Origin of the sequence: Desulforamulus putei DSM 12395 (assembly GCF_900129195.1) — a bacterium.
In the GTDB taxonomy this organism is placed as follows: domain Bacteria; phylum Bacillota; class Desulfotomaculia; order Desulfotomaculales; family Desulfotomaculaceae; genus Desulfotomaculum; species Desulfotomaculum putei.
Window position 1 is genome coordinate 1 of record NZ_FQUY01000038.1, and the last position, 14,594, is coordinate 14,594.

A 14,594-nucleotide genomic window follows, 5' to 3' on the forward strand; every position below is an offset into this window, starting at 1 on the left:
TGAACTCTGTCACAGCTATCATCCGCACCAGGACCGGGGAAAGCTGAAAACCAAAGCAGAGGATATCCAGCAGGATGTCAATGCCATTAATGCTCGGCTCAACACATCAGGAATCCGTACCCTTGAGGATAAGCAAAAATTAATCGCATCGTATATGAGTCTTGCACTAAACTGTGTCAAGGCTCAAATTTTTATATGTCTTGAAGAGCAGGAACAGAGAACAGAAGCTCTGCAAAAGCAGAATGAAGAGAGAGTCGATTATATGCAGGCTGTTTGCCAAGAATTCTTGCAGCACAGTATTTAGCAATATTATAACTGCATATTTGCCATGTGCGAATGAAAAACCATTGGTGCATGGCTTTCTTAATTTTGAAAGAAGGAGGAAACCAATGCAAGCATCACAGGTGGTTACTTTAATCATAGCTGCTGCAACTATGTTTGGAGTCATCGGTTTTATCGTTCTCTTGGCTCATTACTATACCTTTTTGAGGCCCCAGATATTGAGACTGCTAGATAATTCTGTGATAAGATGTTTAAACCTTGGAGAAGAGTGCCACAAAGTCAATAGCAACCTTTGTTTTATAGAGTACAGGTATTTTATATATTCATATGGTAGGATGTAACGTAAACAGAGAAAAACATAAAAACAGTTTTTATGCTGTCCTATTTTCTCCTAGGAACGTTACAGCCAGCATACCAGGACCAGTATGAGCCCCCACTATAGGTCCAGCGTAATTCACGATGACATTTTTTACTTCGATTTTATCAAGAATAATGTTTTTAAGAAACTCTGCATCTTCCAGACAATCTCTATGACAGATAAAGATTGTTTGTTCCTTGGCATTAATGATTCTGTTTTGCAGCTCTTCGGCAAGAGCTTTAATAGCTTTTCTTCTACCCTTGACCTTTTTGGCAAAGGTCAGTCCACCTTGATTATCTACAAAGAGAACGGGCTTAATTTCCAAGATAGTTCCTAGAACGGCACTCGTACTTGAAATTCTCCCTCCTCTTTTTAGGTGAGCCAAGTCATCGACTGTAAACCAGTGATTAACTTTGTGTTTATTGCTTTCTATCCAACGAACGATTTCTTCTTTTGTTTTTCCTTGTTTAAGCATTTCACTAGCATAAAAAACAAGAAGTCCTTGTCCAACAGTAGCGCTTCTGGAGTCAATCACTGAAATATCGGCCGTGGGATTTTTCTTCATAATAATATCTCTGGCGATGAGTGCGTTATTATAAGTCTGGCTTAAGGCAGAAGAGAAGGCTATATAAATAATTGAGTTGCTTTTTTCTAGAAACGTTCTAAAATATTCTTCAAAGACAAATGGCGTGATCTGTGAGGTCTTAGGCATTTCGCCCCTGCGAATCGCCTCATAAAATTCCTTATAACCTATAGATTTACCGAAGTCATCATTATAGTTTTGATCTTTAATAAAATAGGGGAAAGGTGCAACAATTATTTCGTTTTCCTTAATAAAGTTCAAAGGAAGATCACAATTTGAATCAGTCATAATCCTCAGCTTCATAAAAATACCTCCTTGGGCTACTTGGTAACCTTATACCGAAAATACCGGAGTTGAATTTTTATCTCTTATTTGCAAATTCATGAATTTCATGACTATTCCTTTACTTCCACACCATTGGCTAATCTCTCTGCCCCGTTAATAACAATACGTTCACCCGCATGCAAACCCTGGATGATAACTGTTGATTCTTCATTTTTAAGGCCTGTACGAACAGCGGTTTTCACTGCTTTTCCTTCTTTCACGACCATGACATAATCCTTGTCGTCCTGCCTCAGAAGTGCAGAGTTGGGAATGACTATAACCGATGGATTATTTACAGTTATTTTAGCTGTAGCCGTCATCCCTGCTTTTAATATTCCTTCCGGATTGTCTATGGCGACTTTTACCGGAAAAAACTGTCCCGTTGGAATGGAGGTTGGACTGATATAAGAGATTTTCCCAGTAAAGGTCCGGTTTGGAATAGAATCTACAGAGACTTCTGCAGAATTTCCTACCTTGACATAGTTGATATGGCTTTCCGAAAGGTTTCCGGTTAAGGCCAGTTGATCGATTGCTACAATCGTGGCTAGAGGAATGCCGGGGCTAATCGTATCCCCAACAGATACATTCAACGTCACTAAAATTCCATCGATAGGACTCTTGATATCCGTTTTGGCAAGATTTAAGTTGATAGCATTGATGGTTGTTTGAGCCGCATCAAGACCAGCCCCTTGAGCGCTTTCATATTGAGATTTGGCAATATCTCTTTTTAAAGTGATTTGTTCCATTTGTTGTTGGGAAATTGCGCCGGATTTGAAGAGCTCCTGAAAACGTTTATAGTCATTTTCCGCGTTTTCATAATTGAGACGGGCTTGTTCGGCCTGGGCCTGACTATTGGCAAGCCCTGCTTTAGCTTGTTCAAGTTGATTCAACAAGTCTTTTTTATCTAAGGAAATGATGACATCGCCCTTTTTAACAAAGGTTCCTTCCTTAGCTCCGAGATTCGTGACGATTCCCGGAAGCTGGGAACTGAGATTGGACTTTTCCTGAGCATCCAGGATACCGGTTAAGGCTAATTGTCCGCTAAAATCCATTACCTTAACTTCATCTGTTTTTACGGGTACCGTAGTTTCTACAGGTTTGGCGGCAGGTTTCGTGGAAATTGCGTATCCTGTAATGGAAATGAATACGGCTAAGGCTAAAAGCATCAGGCTTATGATTTTCTTATTTAACACTTTTGGCTTTGTATTTAAATTTAACATAATCCTTCTCCTCCTTTCGTTATTCTGCAATATGGATTTTCACAGTAACACTCATCCCGGGTAAAAGACCCAGCTTATTTATTTCTGGAAAACGTACTTTTAGCGGAATCCGTTGCGTAACTTTGGTAAAGTTACCGTTGGCAGATTGCATAGGTAAAATATCAAACGTTGAAAGAGTTGCTTTTCCGATTTCATCGACCCTTCCTTGAAAGGTTTTTCCGGGTAAAGCATCAACCTTTAAATCCACAAGTTGACCGACGTTTATTTTGCTTATTTCAGTTTCGTCAATATTTACATCCACAAAGAGATCACTTGTATCGGCGATCACCGCTATGGGTTGTCCGGTCCCGACCAATTGTCCTACACGTACGAAATTTTTAATCACTTGGCCGGAAATAGGGGCAGTAATCTCTGCTTTACTGACGGTGATACTGCCTATAGGATTAAGTGCGCTGGGGTTCACACTTGCGCTAGTGGCAATCGCATTTGTATCCTGCCACCCCAAAGTGGTTCCGGCTTTGACATATTCCCCTTCAGAAACATTCCAGGATGTTATTTTGCCCGAGATGATCGGGCTGACATTTGCAGTATAGGCACTGATCCGTGCGTCATCTGTAGTAATATAATGAGACATTTCGTACCAATAATAGCTTGCGATTCCGCCGCCAATTATTAAGAGTACGGTCAGTACCACTGAAATTACGATCTTTTGATTCTTCATAATTTTAATCATCCCTTTCGCTATCGCTCAAGGCACAAAACGGCATGAAACCGGTTGTCCTTGAGCTTGTTTTATTTTAAAACTATCTTGTTGAGATCACAGGCAACTACAAATCACGTGGAGGGGAGTGCGCTGCTCCTTTGGGAGTAGACCGCATAATTATATGTGTAGGCCGTCCTATCAAGCACAAATAAGTGTGTCTTTTGAGCACGAAGACTTATCTTTGTATGAACAACTCGTTTATAGCTGGATGGTCAGTCAATGCCTGCTTTTCTCAACAATCTATTGAGAAGGGGGCCTTTAATGTTAAAAATCGTTTATCCCATCTGTTGTGGCATTGATGTCCATAAAACCTTCCTCGTCGCCTGTATTGCTACTACCAACGACAAAGGTGTCACCACTTACATGTCCCATCGTTTCTCCACATTCACAAACGATTTGCGTAAGTTGTCACAGTGGCTTAGCTCTAATTCCTGCACTCATGTTTGCATGGAGTCTACCGGCAAATACTGGATTCCCGTATACAACATTTTAGAAGCCACCTGTAAAATCACCCTGGCTCACCCAAAGTATGTGAAGGCAATTCGCGGCAAAAAAACTGATAAAAAGGATGCTAGGTGGATTGCTGACTTGTTTAAGCACGACCTTGTTGCCGGAAGCTTTATGCCACCCCTTCCAATCCGTCAGTTGCGTGACTTGATGCGTTACCGTTTTAAGCTTACAAACTTTAAGTCCAGCGAGAAGAACCGGATTCAAAATTGTCTTACTGTATCAAACATCCAGCTTTCCAACGTGGTATCTGATACTTTCGGTAAGAGTTCAATGAGAATCATTGACTACTTGCTTGAAAATCCTGATGACAAGGATTTCGATTTTGTTCCTCTTCTTCACCCATCGATGCTGGACAAGGTGGATAAGATCCGCCTTGCTTTAGACGGAATGATTACGCCGGAGCAACAGCAGAAAATGAATATTATCCTTCAGCATTTCGACGGATTGGAAAAGTGCAAGTCCGATCTTGAATCCGTAATCCTTTCGCTTTCGGAGCCCTATACCAAGGAACTCGCCTTAGTGTCCACAGTGCCAGGTTTCAAAAATCCCTTCTCTGCAATCGCTGTAATCTCAGAAATCGGGGTAGATATGTCTGTGTTCCCGACATCTAAACATGCGTGTTCCTGGGCAGGTGTTACTCCTCAAAACAATGAGAGTGCGGGCAAGAAACATTCTGTACGCATCTCCCGTGCGGGTGTTTATATCAAACCACTTTTGGTCCAATGCGCTAATGCAGTGGTTAAAAGTGATAAACACCCTGAAATCAAAAACCGCTATTTGTCCATCAAGAAACGACGTGGTCATAAGCGGGCGATTATTGCGGTTGCACGAATGCTGCTCACTGCTATATATCACGTCCTGAAAAAAGGTGAGCCTTACAATCCGGAACTCTACAAAAAAGCCGAGACTATGCCGCAGATCCGCAACATTACTGTAGAGCAAGCCATTTTAATAGCTCAAAGGCACGGGTACTCAGTAATTAAGGTTTGATACTAAATTCGGAGCTATCACTATTAAATTTTTAAAATCGTCCCACGGACGGTTTATTTCCTATACCCTTTTTTAGGTTCTGACACCTGCGGGTGTGGTTTCAGACTTCTCCTCCCGATTTCTTTAGATATTTTGTCGTTGTCGTAACTTTAATAAGGTCCTATACTGTTTCCCGTAAACCTTGTTTTTCGGGTTTTTTAAGAATCAAAACTAGGATAGGTTTTTGAACTAAGAAAAAGGCGGGCACTATGCCAATTAAGCCCATGAGCACATTGACGTAGAATGCATCTTGAAACGCTAAAACAGCCGCTTTTTCCTGAGCTATCCTAAACAGGGTTAACAAATTGAGCATTTGAGCTTCAGAAACCTGAAAACCTAAACCTTGAAATAAAGATGTTAACGGTTCAAAGGACTGTAATGTAAACGACCATGGGGTGGCTGTTGTAGCTATATGGGCATAATGCCAGGGAGTTCGTTGCTCAATTATGCTAGTAAGAATTGCTACCCCAACGGCACTGCCAATTTGACGAACCATATTAAAAAATGCTGAGCCTTGATTAACTAATTCTTTTGGTAATGAACTATAAGCTAATGTTACCGAAGGCATAATACCGAGACCAAGCCCCACTCCGACAATGAATAAGTGCTGTCTAATTGCATTTAAACTTGTATTGACATCAAGATTGACAAAAAACAGTGTTCCAAATGACATAATCGCAATCCCCACAACGGTTAAAACGGTTGCACCAATTCGCGGAAGGAGCATAGCACTGACTGGAATGAAGATGATGATACCCAAGACTTCCGGCAAGAGCATCATGCCAGTGTCCATTGCACCTAATCCCATCAATTGTTGCAGGAACAAAGGCAGGAGAAAGAGGCTGCCAAATAAACTCATAATAATAAAGAATGTAACGACTAGGGAACCGGAATAAATCCGGTTTCTGAAAATCTTTAAATTTAAGATGGGATCGGGTGTATAGGCTTCTACAAGGAAAAATAAAATTAAACTGCTTATGGCGGTAAAAAAGAGAAACACAATATTAAAAGACGTCCAACCTTCGTCTGTGCCGTTGCTGAGGGCTAAGAGCAATGTAGAGAAACCTAGTGCTGAAAGGACAAAACCCCAAAAATCAAATTTTTGAGCAATGATTTCAAATTCACGTAGTAAAAAATAAGATGCAAAAATAGCCAATAGTCCTAAGGGGAGGTTGATCCAGAAAATCATCCTCCAGTTATAAGTTTCGACCAAGTATCCTCCGATCATTGGTCCGATGGCAGGAGCAATCAGTAAAGGAATACCCATCAATCCCATGGCTAAGGGGAGTTCTTTTTTCGTAAAGGTTTTCTCAACGATGGACAAAGCCAGAGGCATAATCATCCCCCCGCCAATCGCTTGGATAACCCGAAAGAAAATTAGGGCATTAATATTCCAAGCTAACGCGGATAAGATGGACCCGCCCGTAAAAATAAAGAGGCTCAAAAGATATATCTTCTTCATTCCTCTTGTATCAGCCCAATAAGCCGTAATCGGTTCAAAAATCCCAATGGTTACCATGTAAGCAGTAATAACATACTGAGAAAGACGCAGATCCGTCCCAAGCTCCAGCATAATATCCGGGATGGCAACGTTAACAATCGTCATATCCAAAAGATCCATGGATAACCCCAAAACAACAGCAATCAAGCTCAGCCATTTTCCCCATTTTGCTTGCACTACCACCACACTCCCATGAAATATTTCTTATATAAAAAAACAAAAGACCCCAACGACAATAGCTGAAAGAACCAGCATTTTTTAGAGATTGGATCGGATGAGAGTGGCCCCCCATGTAAGACCCGCACCGAATCCTATTAATATGAGATAATCCCCGCTTCGTATCTTCTGGTTTTCATAGGCTTCTGCTAAAGCAACGGGAATAGAGGCTGAAGACATATTTCCGTATTTCTCAATATTACAGTAGATTTTTTCGGGTGCTATCTCTAAGCGCTGTGAAACAGACTGCAAAATTCGTTTATTGGCTTGATGAGGGATGATCAAGCTGATTCTGTCGAGATTAATTGATGACTTATCGAGAAGTTCCCGTACAGTTTCTTCAAAAATTTTTACGGCGAACTGATATACAGCCCTGCCACTCATCATGATTGTATTTGAATGGGCATCTAATAGATTAGGGGTAAGAGGCAGCCTGGAACCCCCAGCCGGTACTTGCAGTAATTCCCATCCCGTCCCGTCAGCCCCTAAGGTAGAATTAAGAATTCCATACTCTTTTGGAACTTCTCCGAGGACAATTGCTCCTGCTCCGTCTCCAAACAAGATACTTGTATGGAGGTCTTCATCGTTGGTAATTTTTGAATAGGTATCGGCACCAATCAGTAAAATTTTGTTATAACGTCCCGCAAGCAGATAAGTAGCAGCAATATCCAATCCGTAGATAAAACCGCTGCAGGCGGCAGCGATGTCGAAGGCTGCTGCCTTATGAGCTCCGATCGCATTCTGAACCAGACAGGCAGTTGAGGGAAGGAGCATATCGGGTGTAGTAGTTGAGACTATGATTAAGTCAATGTCTGCAGGAGTAAGATTCGCATTATTCAAGGCAGCAAATGCTGCTTTTGCTGCCAGGTCTGAAGTACTTATATCCTTTCCGGCTCTTCTTCGTTCCTGGATGCCGGTTCTTTCTTCAATCCAGCTGCCATCTTTATTAAATCGATGGGCAATTTCTTGATTAGTTACTACTAATTCAGGCAAATAGTAGCCATAACCTAAAATTCCTACATTCATTACTGATTAAACAACTCCTTATAAGCAAAGTTTGGAATAATGTACTCACTAATTTTGAAGAAATCAACTCAAGAACTTAACTCTAAATAAATATCCTATTTTGACAAAAAACTCTTGTAAGGTTACTGTTTTATCGGCAAAAGTAACTAAAAAAGCTTCTAAATTTGAGGGCCAAGGTACGGTTAGCGGCCACATGTGGCTAAGTATAATGCCTTTTTCTTTAGGGTTAAGATCAAAGCAACGCTCGGCATTTTGGCAAGCAATTTGAGGATGCCGAAAACCGTGCCAGCGTGAGCCATCAGGGCTGGGTAAATGCCAATCATAAAGGTAAAAATCATGGAGGAGCGCCCCGCGTGTCGCTGAACAGACATCAATTTTTATAACACGATTTAATCTATATGCCCAGGTATAAGTTAAATGTGCAACATTGAGAGAGTGTTCCAAAATACTGAATGGATGGTGATGAGTAAAGTTTGCCAGTTGTTGAAATTCCGGATGCTCAAGAATATCCTTGGTTAAATCATTAAAATTCAAAGGAACCGTCCTTTCTGGTTATCTATCGTTTTTCATCTGCCGCAATTTGTTAAAAGAATCTTCCTTAAGGTGTTGAAGAGCGGCCTGTTTTTCCTGGATAAAAGATACCGATTCTGTAAGAGTGTGGCGTATTTTAGGGTAAGTTGAAATTAGCCGCCTAAAAGAGACGCGAGTCGCATGAAGATTTGGCATCTTCAAATGGCCGCCCATTTTATTTTCAAATCTAAGGAAAATATCAATTTGATGTAAAAGAATCGTAGAATATACGAGATCAATCACGAAATAAATTGTAAATATTATGGCCAAGAGTATTTTAGAAGCCGACGGAATTTGCAAAAATACTAATCCAACATGAGGGTGGAGATAATAGTTAAAGACAAGACCCAGACCACCCCAGAGAAGAGAGAACGGTAGGGCAACCCGTCCCTGAAAGTTGAGAGGGGTATCATGATAACTCCATAATTGCAAGTTGAAAAAACGTTCCAACAATGTGCCGGCGAGGTACTCAATAACGGTACTGAGGAAAACGAATAAAACAAAAGCCAAGCCCCAAGATGGATGCGGCCAGATATGATTCGTTAGGATTACAATTAAAGCAAATGAACCATAAATCGGAAGAAAAGGTCCTTTTAATAAGCCAGGATTGACAAAATGATGCTGCGTCAGTGAACGATAACCGGTTTCTAAGATCCAGCCTGCGAATGAATAAAAGGCAAAGACTAATATTAAAAATGTTAGATCATTAAGTAAGCGTGTTGCTATCATTAGTCATTCTCTCCTATAATGTTCAATGATAAGCTAGACAGACCACAAAAGACCCAAAAAGTAGATACATAATATGATTTTTGAAATTAATAGAAGGTCAGTTGCATTTTACGTTGTCTTATATTAGAATATACCCAAAAGACCCAAAAAACCTCTGTAAAAAAATATACATCATCTAAAGGACAATTGTCAAGAAAGAAAAAGGAAGAAGAAAGATGAATTTAACGGAACGACGTAAACAATTTCTCCAGCAAATCATACGTTTATATGAAAAGTCGGGACTACCGGTTCACTATGAGACTCTAGCTAATTTACTAGGTGTCAGCAAATGGACCGCTTATGATATGTTAAAAGAATTAGAAAAAAATGATTTTTTAAAAAGAGATTATGTCGTTAATCCCAATGTGCAGGGACGTTCGACTGTTGTTTTTTCGCCCACTCCCAAAGCGAATGAACTATTTGGACAAACAAGGGAAGTAACATTTGATGCTGGCATGCTCAATGAAATTAAAAAAAGAATACTTAAAATAGTATTTGAACTTCAATCTAAAAATTTGCAACAGTCTTTGGAATTTATGCTGAACAAAATTACCACGACAAAAATTCAGGCAGAGTTTTGCATGGATATCTTGGCAATATTAATTCTGTATCTTCATTCATTAGGTAAAGTTCAGAAAGATATAATTACAAATATCTTAATGGCAGCGGACAGCTATAATATTAAAATTACAATTTTTGTAGGTATGGTCTTGGGCACCGCAATTCAGTCCGTTGCCGAAGAAATTGATCCAAGGATCAGTGATTTAATTGTATCCTTTCTAAAGCACCTCGACGAATTGAGTCAGGACGAAATAAAGATTCTTATTGAATTTCTTCATGAAGCAATGAATTAGATGAAAACAGGTATTATCTAACCATTATAGGAGAAAAATATCCACACGGCGAGATTAGCAAACGTGAATTCCAGGAAGTTAAAAGGAAACAAGGGAATTATACTAGGGAGGTTAAAGTATGAAAAGTTTAATACAAAAAGGAATATATATTGGACTTGGTTTGGCTATGATGAGTAAGGAGCAAGTGGAAAAAATCGTAGAAGAACTGGTTGAAAAAGGAGAAGTGCCGGTTACTGAATCTAAGAACTTGGTAAGTGACATAATCAATAAAGGAGAAAAGCAACAACAAGTATTGGAAGCGAAGCTACGAGAGAAAGTTAAAGAAATGCTAGTTGAATTGAACATTGCTTCTAAGGACGATATTGCCCAACTAGAAGAACGAATAAAAAATTTAGAGACCCGAGAATAAAATAAATAACGAATAAAGGATAAGGAGCCTGAATAATTCGGGCTCCTTATCCCTAGGAAGGGAATTAGTGTGATTAGAAAGAGGATACGTCATATAGGTCGGTATAAAGAAGTTGCTACAGTTTTAGCACGTAACGGTTTTGGGTTTATTTTAGTAGAAACGGGTTTATCCGATATGTTGCCTTTTTCAAGGAGATTGATGCCGAAATTGGAAATAGGTGAGTTAAAGTCTGTTGGACAGCGAATTCGGCAAGTGATTGAAGAATTAGGTCCGACGTTCATTAAAATGGGACAAATTGCAAGTACACGTCCAGATGTTGTTCCTTCAGGAATAATTGATGAACTGGAAAAATTACAAGATAATGTACCGTCATTTCCTTTTAGCGAGGTTCGCCAAATTATTCAAGAAGAACTCGGAATTCAGATCGAAAAGATTTTTGTTGACTTTGAGGAAGTACCATTAGCCGCAGCATCGATAGGGCAGGTCCATCGTGCTGTATTAATTAGCGGGGAAACTGTAGCAGTTAAAGTTCAACGTCCACATATTTCAACAATAATTGAAACTGATCTGGAAATTCTTATGGATATAGCGGGCCTTGCCGAGCAACGATTAGATTGGGCAGAAAGGTATCAAATTACGCAAATTATAGACGAATTCGCCAAATCGCTACGCGCTGAACTTGATTATACGATAGAAGGACGAAATGCGGAAAAAATGGCTCGCCAATTTTCGGATAATTCCAAGATCAGGATTCCGAAAATCTATGAGGATTACTCTGCGAAAAAAGTACTGACCATGGAATATATTCAAGGTACGAAGTTAAGTCAAACCGAACGATTAATTGAATTAGGATATGACACTTCCGAGATTGCTAAACAGATTGTCGAAGCAATTTTTCATCAAATTTTAATTGAAGGCTTTTTTCATGGTGATCCGCATCCAGGAAATATTCTTGTTTTACCTGACCAGGTAATCACTTTTCTAGATTTTGGTATGGTTGGACGGCTGACACCTCAAATGAAACATCATTTTGCATCGTTAGTTATTGGCATGATCCGGAAAAATACGGATGAGATGATTCGAGTGATCTTAGATATGGGAATAGTCCCCAGCGATATAAACATCTCTCGATTGCGCAGCGATGTCGATGCTTTAAAAGACAAATATCTGGACATTCCATTAAGTCAAGTTAGATTAGGTCAGGCGGTTAATGAACTATTTACTGTTGCTTTTAATCATCGGATTAGGATACCGCCAGATTTAACTCTTTTGGGAAAATCGCTTCTCACGCTCGAAGGGAGCGTAGAGAAACTTGACCCTAAATTAAGCGTAATGGATATAGCTCGACCTTTCGGATATAAGTTGTTAAAAGAGCGTTACCGGATTAGTTCCATTACCAAAACAGCTTTTGAAAAGATTAATGAATATGTAGAGGTTTTTTTAGACGTGCCAAAGCTCCTCAAGGAAATGACGCATAATTTAAAAGACGGTAATATTAGGGTTGAAGTGAGGATTCCAGAACTTGGTTTAATTTTAAAAAAATTAGATCGAATCAGTAATCAATTATCTTTTAGCATAGTATTGTTGTCTTTTAGTATTTTAATGATGGGTATAATTATCGCGTCAGCTTTAGGAGAGCGGCTGTTTATTTGGCATTTTTCGGCGGTAGATTTAGGATTTATGCTAGCATCTTTAATGTTCGTTTGGTTGCTATTTTCTATTCTAAGGTCCGGAAGGTTTTAGATAACAGTATAAATTTCATACTTACTTAGTGTGTAAAAGATAATCAGGGTAAGGTTGAATAGTCCTTGGTGGAAAACCCAAGGTGAACATCAAAGAAAGGAAGGTGTAGACATGGAGCGAAGGTGTAGACATGGAGCTAGATTAGGTACTGATCCTGGTTTTAGTTTTCATCTTAATTTTTCTCTTCCTCCTTATCCTAAGAACCAAAATAAGATTCTGAGCAATTAATGAAGAATACGGGAAACCTTATAGAGCATTCGTCATTAAGATAGTATTAAGATAGTAAAGATTATTGGGGATATCCCTCAGTTAAGGGTCGGAACGACTTCTCACACACTCAAATCCACTGAGGGCAATCTCCTTAGATACTTTCGTGATTCAATATTTGCAAATTGAGTCCATAACCATCTGCGAAAACACATCCAAGGATTCAAGCGACTTGAAGGGCAAAAACAAAGATGAAGAGGAATACTTCGAAAAAAGTGTTCAGGCGAACTTGGAGAAATTGATTTGGATCGAGCTAACGGAACCTACGGAAGGGAAGCCATTCCATGAACCCCAAAAGAGTACTCTTTGTATTAACTGCAATACATGAGATAGAAGAAATCGAGAATGAACTCCAAGGGGTTGGAGAAAGTATCATATTTCTGGACACTAGATGCTAGGCTAAGATCCATCGGCCATTATGTACTGTCATTGGGCCTTTCTTTACACGCTCGTCTCGTTATGTTCATAGAATATAGTAGTGTAATTTTGCAAAATAATTCAGCCCCTGGTTTGCACAAAAATTTGGTTGTTTAAATGTCCCAGTTGAACAGAATTCGCGGATTGTACTAGCTAAAATAACAAGGTTTTTGCATTATTGCAGGGCATTTAATCTTACCGTAAGTACCAGCATAGAAAATAAGCCTGCTTTGTTAGCAGGCCCGTAAGGGTATAGGGTTAAGGTTTTACCAAATAAGATCGTTTCGGCTTGAGATAAAATTGGGCATTAGCGAAGATGATGTACCAATCAGTATCGTTTTCTATTCGGCATGGAAGCCAATGCTCGTCAACTTTTAACCAAAATGAATCACCGCAGTGTAATTCCCAAGTGGATTGGTCAGATACTATGGTCCAACGATCGATGTCATATGCGTAAACTAATTGCTCCAAAATAAATCTACTCCTCCCGTGAAAGCTAAATTGACTTAGAGACCGGCTTCAAGTGAAGCATCATGTACAATTTCTTCATCAATCTGCTCTTGGCGGCGTTGGTAGCCAAGGAGTAAACAGTGAGTAGCCAGATTATTAATGAGTCGTGGCCAACCTTTGGTTAAACTAGCTAACGATTCGATGGCTGCTGCCGAAAAGATCGGGTGTTTTGCTCCGGCTAATTCCAAATGATGCTTAATATAACGGTCAACCTCGTCCTTGGTAAGAGGCTCCATTTTGTGGCGAATCACAATGCGCTGGGCTAGAGGACGGTTCTGGTTTAAGGTAAGCTTATCCTTAAAGTGAGGAAGTCCGGCCAAAATTAAAATAAACGGGTTTTCCGAATCCATATTAAAGTTAAACAAAATGCTTAAATCATGTAAAAAGAGATCCTTAGTCAGTTGCATCTCATCAAGAATAATAATGGGCGTAATTTTTCTTTCCTTAAATGAGTTAATAATAGCATGTTGAATCTGGTGAAATAAATCTACTTTACGAAAGGTCGGATTTTCTCCAAGCCCGATAGCAATTCCGCGAAAAAAGTCCATTACTGTACCGGTCGATAGAGGAAAATACAGAGTGCTGTAAAGATTGGGATGCAGAGAATCAACAAACGCACGCAGGGCAAAGGTTTTACCAGCTCCCGGGTCGCCGACTAAGAGTCCTATGCCGCGTGTTTTCTTTAAATAATCCAAACGAGCCAAGGCTTCACTAAAGCTTTCCGAAGGAAAGGCTTGGGATGGTTTAAGCTCTTTGCTAAAGGGAGTATAGGCTAATGAGTAAAAGCTTTTATACATTCTCAGTCCCTCCCATAGCGCGCATAGAGAGACCACGAGAGCGTTTTACGTGGGCATTGTCTGCAAAATTAACAAGAGTAGCCTTACAAATAGATTGGCCATTCTCATAAAATAAAGACATTTCCTTCTTCGTTAAAACGAATTTCAACTCTTTGACCAGCAAATTTGCAGGGACTTCATAAAGCTTATTCTTCAGTGTAAAGGTTCCATCATGCTTTACTTTGCGGTAATCCCGTTGTTAAAACAAAGGTTCCAAACTTTTAGGATCCTCTACCAGTCGGAGCCGGCTTTGTTGGGATAGATATATGTCAAGTGGAGTCATACCTAAAGAAGCATGAATCTTACGATGGTAATCCTCCTCAAGCCATTGCCAAAAGCGCTGATTAAATTCACCTTAAAAAAGTGGTATTGTGCCTCGACCATGATCCTGCCGGTATAGAAGCTTCC

General features: G+C 39.8%; 13 protein-coding genes and 2 pseudogenes. 5 read left to right on the forward strand and 10 right to left on the reverse strand.

All coding sequences use genetic code 11. The features are described from left to right. Nucleotides 1-304, forward strand: a pseudogene (locus BUB67_RS14965) (hypothetical protein); the annotation flags it as partial. Between the two features lie 349 nt (nt 305-653). On the opposite strand, the gene BUB67_RS14975 reads toward BUB67_RS14965, so the two are convergent. From BUB67_RS14975 to BUB67_RS14985, 3 genes are all read right to left on the reverse strand, one after another. Next, nucleotides 654-1,526: a DegV family protein gene (locus BUB67_RS14975; protein ID WP_073240201.1), complete on the reverse strand. Its 873-nt coding sequence runs from the start codon at nt 1,524-1,526 to the stop codon at nt 654-656. Between the two features lie 92 nt (nt 1,527-1,618). Beyond that, the gene (locus tag BUB67_RS14980) at nt 1,619-2,767 is read right to left on the reverse strand and encodes an efflux RND transporter periplasmic adaptor subunit (RefSeq protein ID WP_073240202.1); all 1,149 of its coding nucleotides are present in this window, start codon (nt 2,765-2,767) and stop codon (nt 1,619-1,621) included. 19 nt (nt 2,768-2,786) lie between these two features. Then, the gene (locus BUB67_RS14985) at nt 2,787-3,488 is read right to left on the reverse strand and encodes an HlyD family secretion protein (RefSeq protein ID WP_073240203.1); all 702 of its coding nucleotides are present in this window, start codon (nt 3,486-3,488) and stop codon (nt 2,787-2,789) included. 303 nt (nt 3,489-3,791) lie between these two features. Between BUB67_RS14985 and BUB67_RS14990 the strand changes: the two genes are divergently transcribed. After that, nucleotides 3,792-5,030 (forward strand): IS110 family RNA-guided transposase, encoded by a 1,239-nt coding sequence (locus BUB67_RS14990; protein WP_073240204.1) that lies wholly within the window; start codon nt 3,792-3,794, stop codon nt 5,028-5,030. 160 nt (nt 5,031-5,190) lie between these two features. On the opposite strand, the gene BUB67_RS14995 is transcribed toward BUB67_RS14990, so the two are convergent. The 4 genes from BUB67_RS14995 to BUB67_RS17020 form a co-directional block, all read right to left on the reverse strand. Next, nucleotides 5,191-6,747, reverse strand: coding sequence for a DHA2 family efflux MFS transporter permease subunit (locus BUB67_RS14995; RefSeq protein ID WP_073240205.1), 1,557 nt, complete (start codon nt 6,745-6,747; stop codon nt 5,191-5,193). Between the two features lie 81 nt (nt 6,748-6,828). Continuing rightward, nucleotides 6,829-7,812 carry a 3-oxoacyl-ACP synthase III family protein gene (locus tag BUB67_RS15000; protein WP_021315442.1) on the reverse strand — a complete coding sequence of 328 codons (984 nt, stop codon included), beginning with the start codon at nt 7,810-7,812 and terminating at the stop codon, nt 6,829-6,831. A gap of 63 nt (nt 7,813-7,875) precedes the next feature. Continuing rightward, entirely contained in the window at nt 7,876-8,346 is a 471-nt protein-coding gene (locus BUB67_RS17015; protein ID WP_034378351.1) for an HD domain-containing protein, read from the reverse strand. An 18-nt stretch (nt 8,347-8,364) separates the two neighbouring features. Then, the gene (locus BUB67_RS17020; protein WP_021315458.1) at nt 8,365-9,111 is read right to left on the reverse strand and encodes a putative ABC transporter permease; all 747 of its coding nucleotides are present in this window, start codon (nt 9,109-9,111) and stop codon (nt 8,365-8,367) included. Nucleotides 9,112-9,326: 215 nt separating this feature from the next. Here BUB67_RS17020 and BUB67_RS15015 point away from each other — a divergent pair, with 215 nt between their 5' ends. The 3 genes from BUB67_RS15015 (at nt 9,327) to BUB67_RS15025 (ending at nt 12,156) form a co-directional block, all read left to right on the forward strand. Then, nucleotides 9,327-10,004: an AsnC family transcriptional regulator gene (locus BUB67_RS15015; RefSeq protein ID WP_073240206.1), complete on the forward strand. Its 678-nt coding sequence runs from the start codon at nt 9,327-9,329 to the stop codon at nt 10,002-10,004. Between the two features lie 118 nt (nt 10,005-10,122). Further along, nucleotides 10,123-10,413: a phasin family protein gene (locus BUB67_RS15020; protein ID WP_073240207.1), complete on the forward strand. Its 291-nt coding sequence runs from the start codon at nt 10,123-10,125 to the stop codon at nt 10,411-10,413. Nucleotides 10,414-10,482: 69 nt separating this feature from the next. Next, a complete protein-coding gene (locus BUB67_RS15025; protein WP_073240208.1) occupies nt 10,483-12,156 on the forward strand; it encodes an ABC1 kinase family protein in 1,674 nt (557 codons plus the stop codon). A gap of 942 nt (nt 12,157-13,098) precedes the next feature. Here the strand turns inward: BUB67_RS15025 and BUB67_RS17495 are convergent. From BUB67_RS17495 to BUB67_RS17025, 3 genes and pseudogenes are all read right to left on the reverse strand, one after another. Further along, nucleotides 13,099-13,311 carry a DUF5348 domain-containing protein gene (locus BUB67_RS17495; protein ID WP_159431854.1) on the reverse strand — a complete coding sequence of 71 codons (213 nt, stop codon included), beginning with the start codon at nt 13,309-13,311 and terminating at the stop codon, nt 13,099-13,101. Nucleotides 13,312-13,346: 35 nt separating this feature from the next. Further along, nucleotides 13,347-14,147 carry an ExeA family protein gene (locus BUB67_RS15035; protein WP_073240210.1) on the reverse strand — a complete coding sequence of 267 codons (801 nt, stop codon included), beginning with the start codon at nt 14,145-14,147 and terminating at the stop codon, nt 13,347-13,349. Next, nucleotides 14,140-14,538: pseudogene (locus BUB67_RS17025) on the reverse strand (Mu transposase C-terminal domain-containing protein); the annotation flags it as partial. The gene BUB67_RS15035 and the pseudogene BUB67_RS17025, both read right to left, overlap by 8 nt. Between the last annotated feature and the right edge of the window lie 56 nt (nt 14,539-14,594).

Coding starts and splice junctions, on each gene's coding strand:
- BUB67_RS14980 (WP_073240202.1), bottom strand. CDS start 2,767: ATGTTAAATTTAAATACAAAGCCAAAAGTGTTAAATAAGAAAATCATA.
- BUB67_RS14990 (WP_073240204.1), top strand. CDS start 3,792: ATGTTAAAAATCGTTTATCCCATCTGTTGTGGCATTGATGTCCATAAA.
- BUB67_RS14985 (WP_073240203.1), bottom strand. CDS start 3,488: ATGAAGAATCAAAAGATCGTAATTTCAGTGGTACTGACCGTACTCTTA.
- BUB67_RS15000 (WP_021315442.1), bottom strand. CDS start 7,812: ATGAATGTAGGAATTTTAGGTTATGGCTACTATTTGCCTGAATTAGTA.
- BUB67_RS15035 (WP_073240210.1), bottom strand. CDS start 14,147: ATGTATAAAAGCTTTTACTCATTAGCCTATACTCCCTTTAGCAAAGAG.
- BUB67_RS17020 (WP_021315458.1), bottom strand. CDS start 9,111: ATGATAGCAACACGCTTACTTAATGATCTAACATTTTTAATATTAGTC.
- BUB67_RS15020 (WP_073240207.1), top strand. CDS start 10,123: ATGAAAAGTTTAATACAAAAAGGAATATATATTGGACTTGGTTTGGCT.
- BUB67_RS15015 (WP_073240206.1), top strand. CDS start 9,327: ATGAATTTAACGGAACGACGTAAACAATTTCTCCAGCAAATCATACGT.
- BUB67_RS14975 (WP_073240201.1), bottom strand. CDS start 1,526: ATGAAGCTGAGGATTATGACTGATTCAAATTGTGATCTTCCTTTGAAC.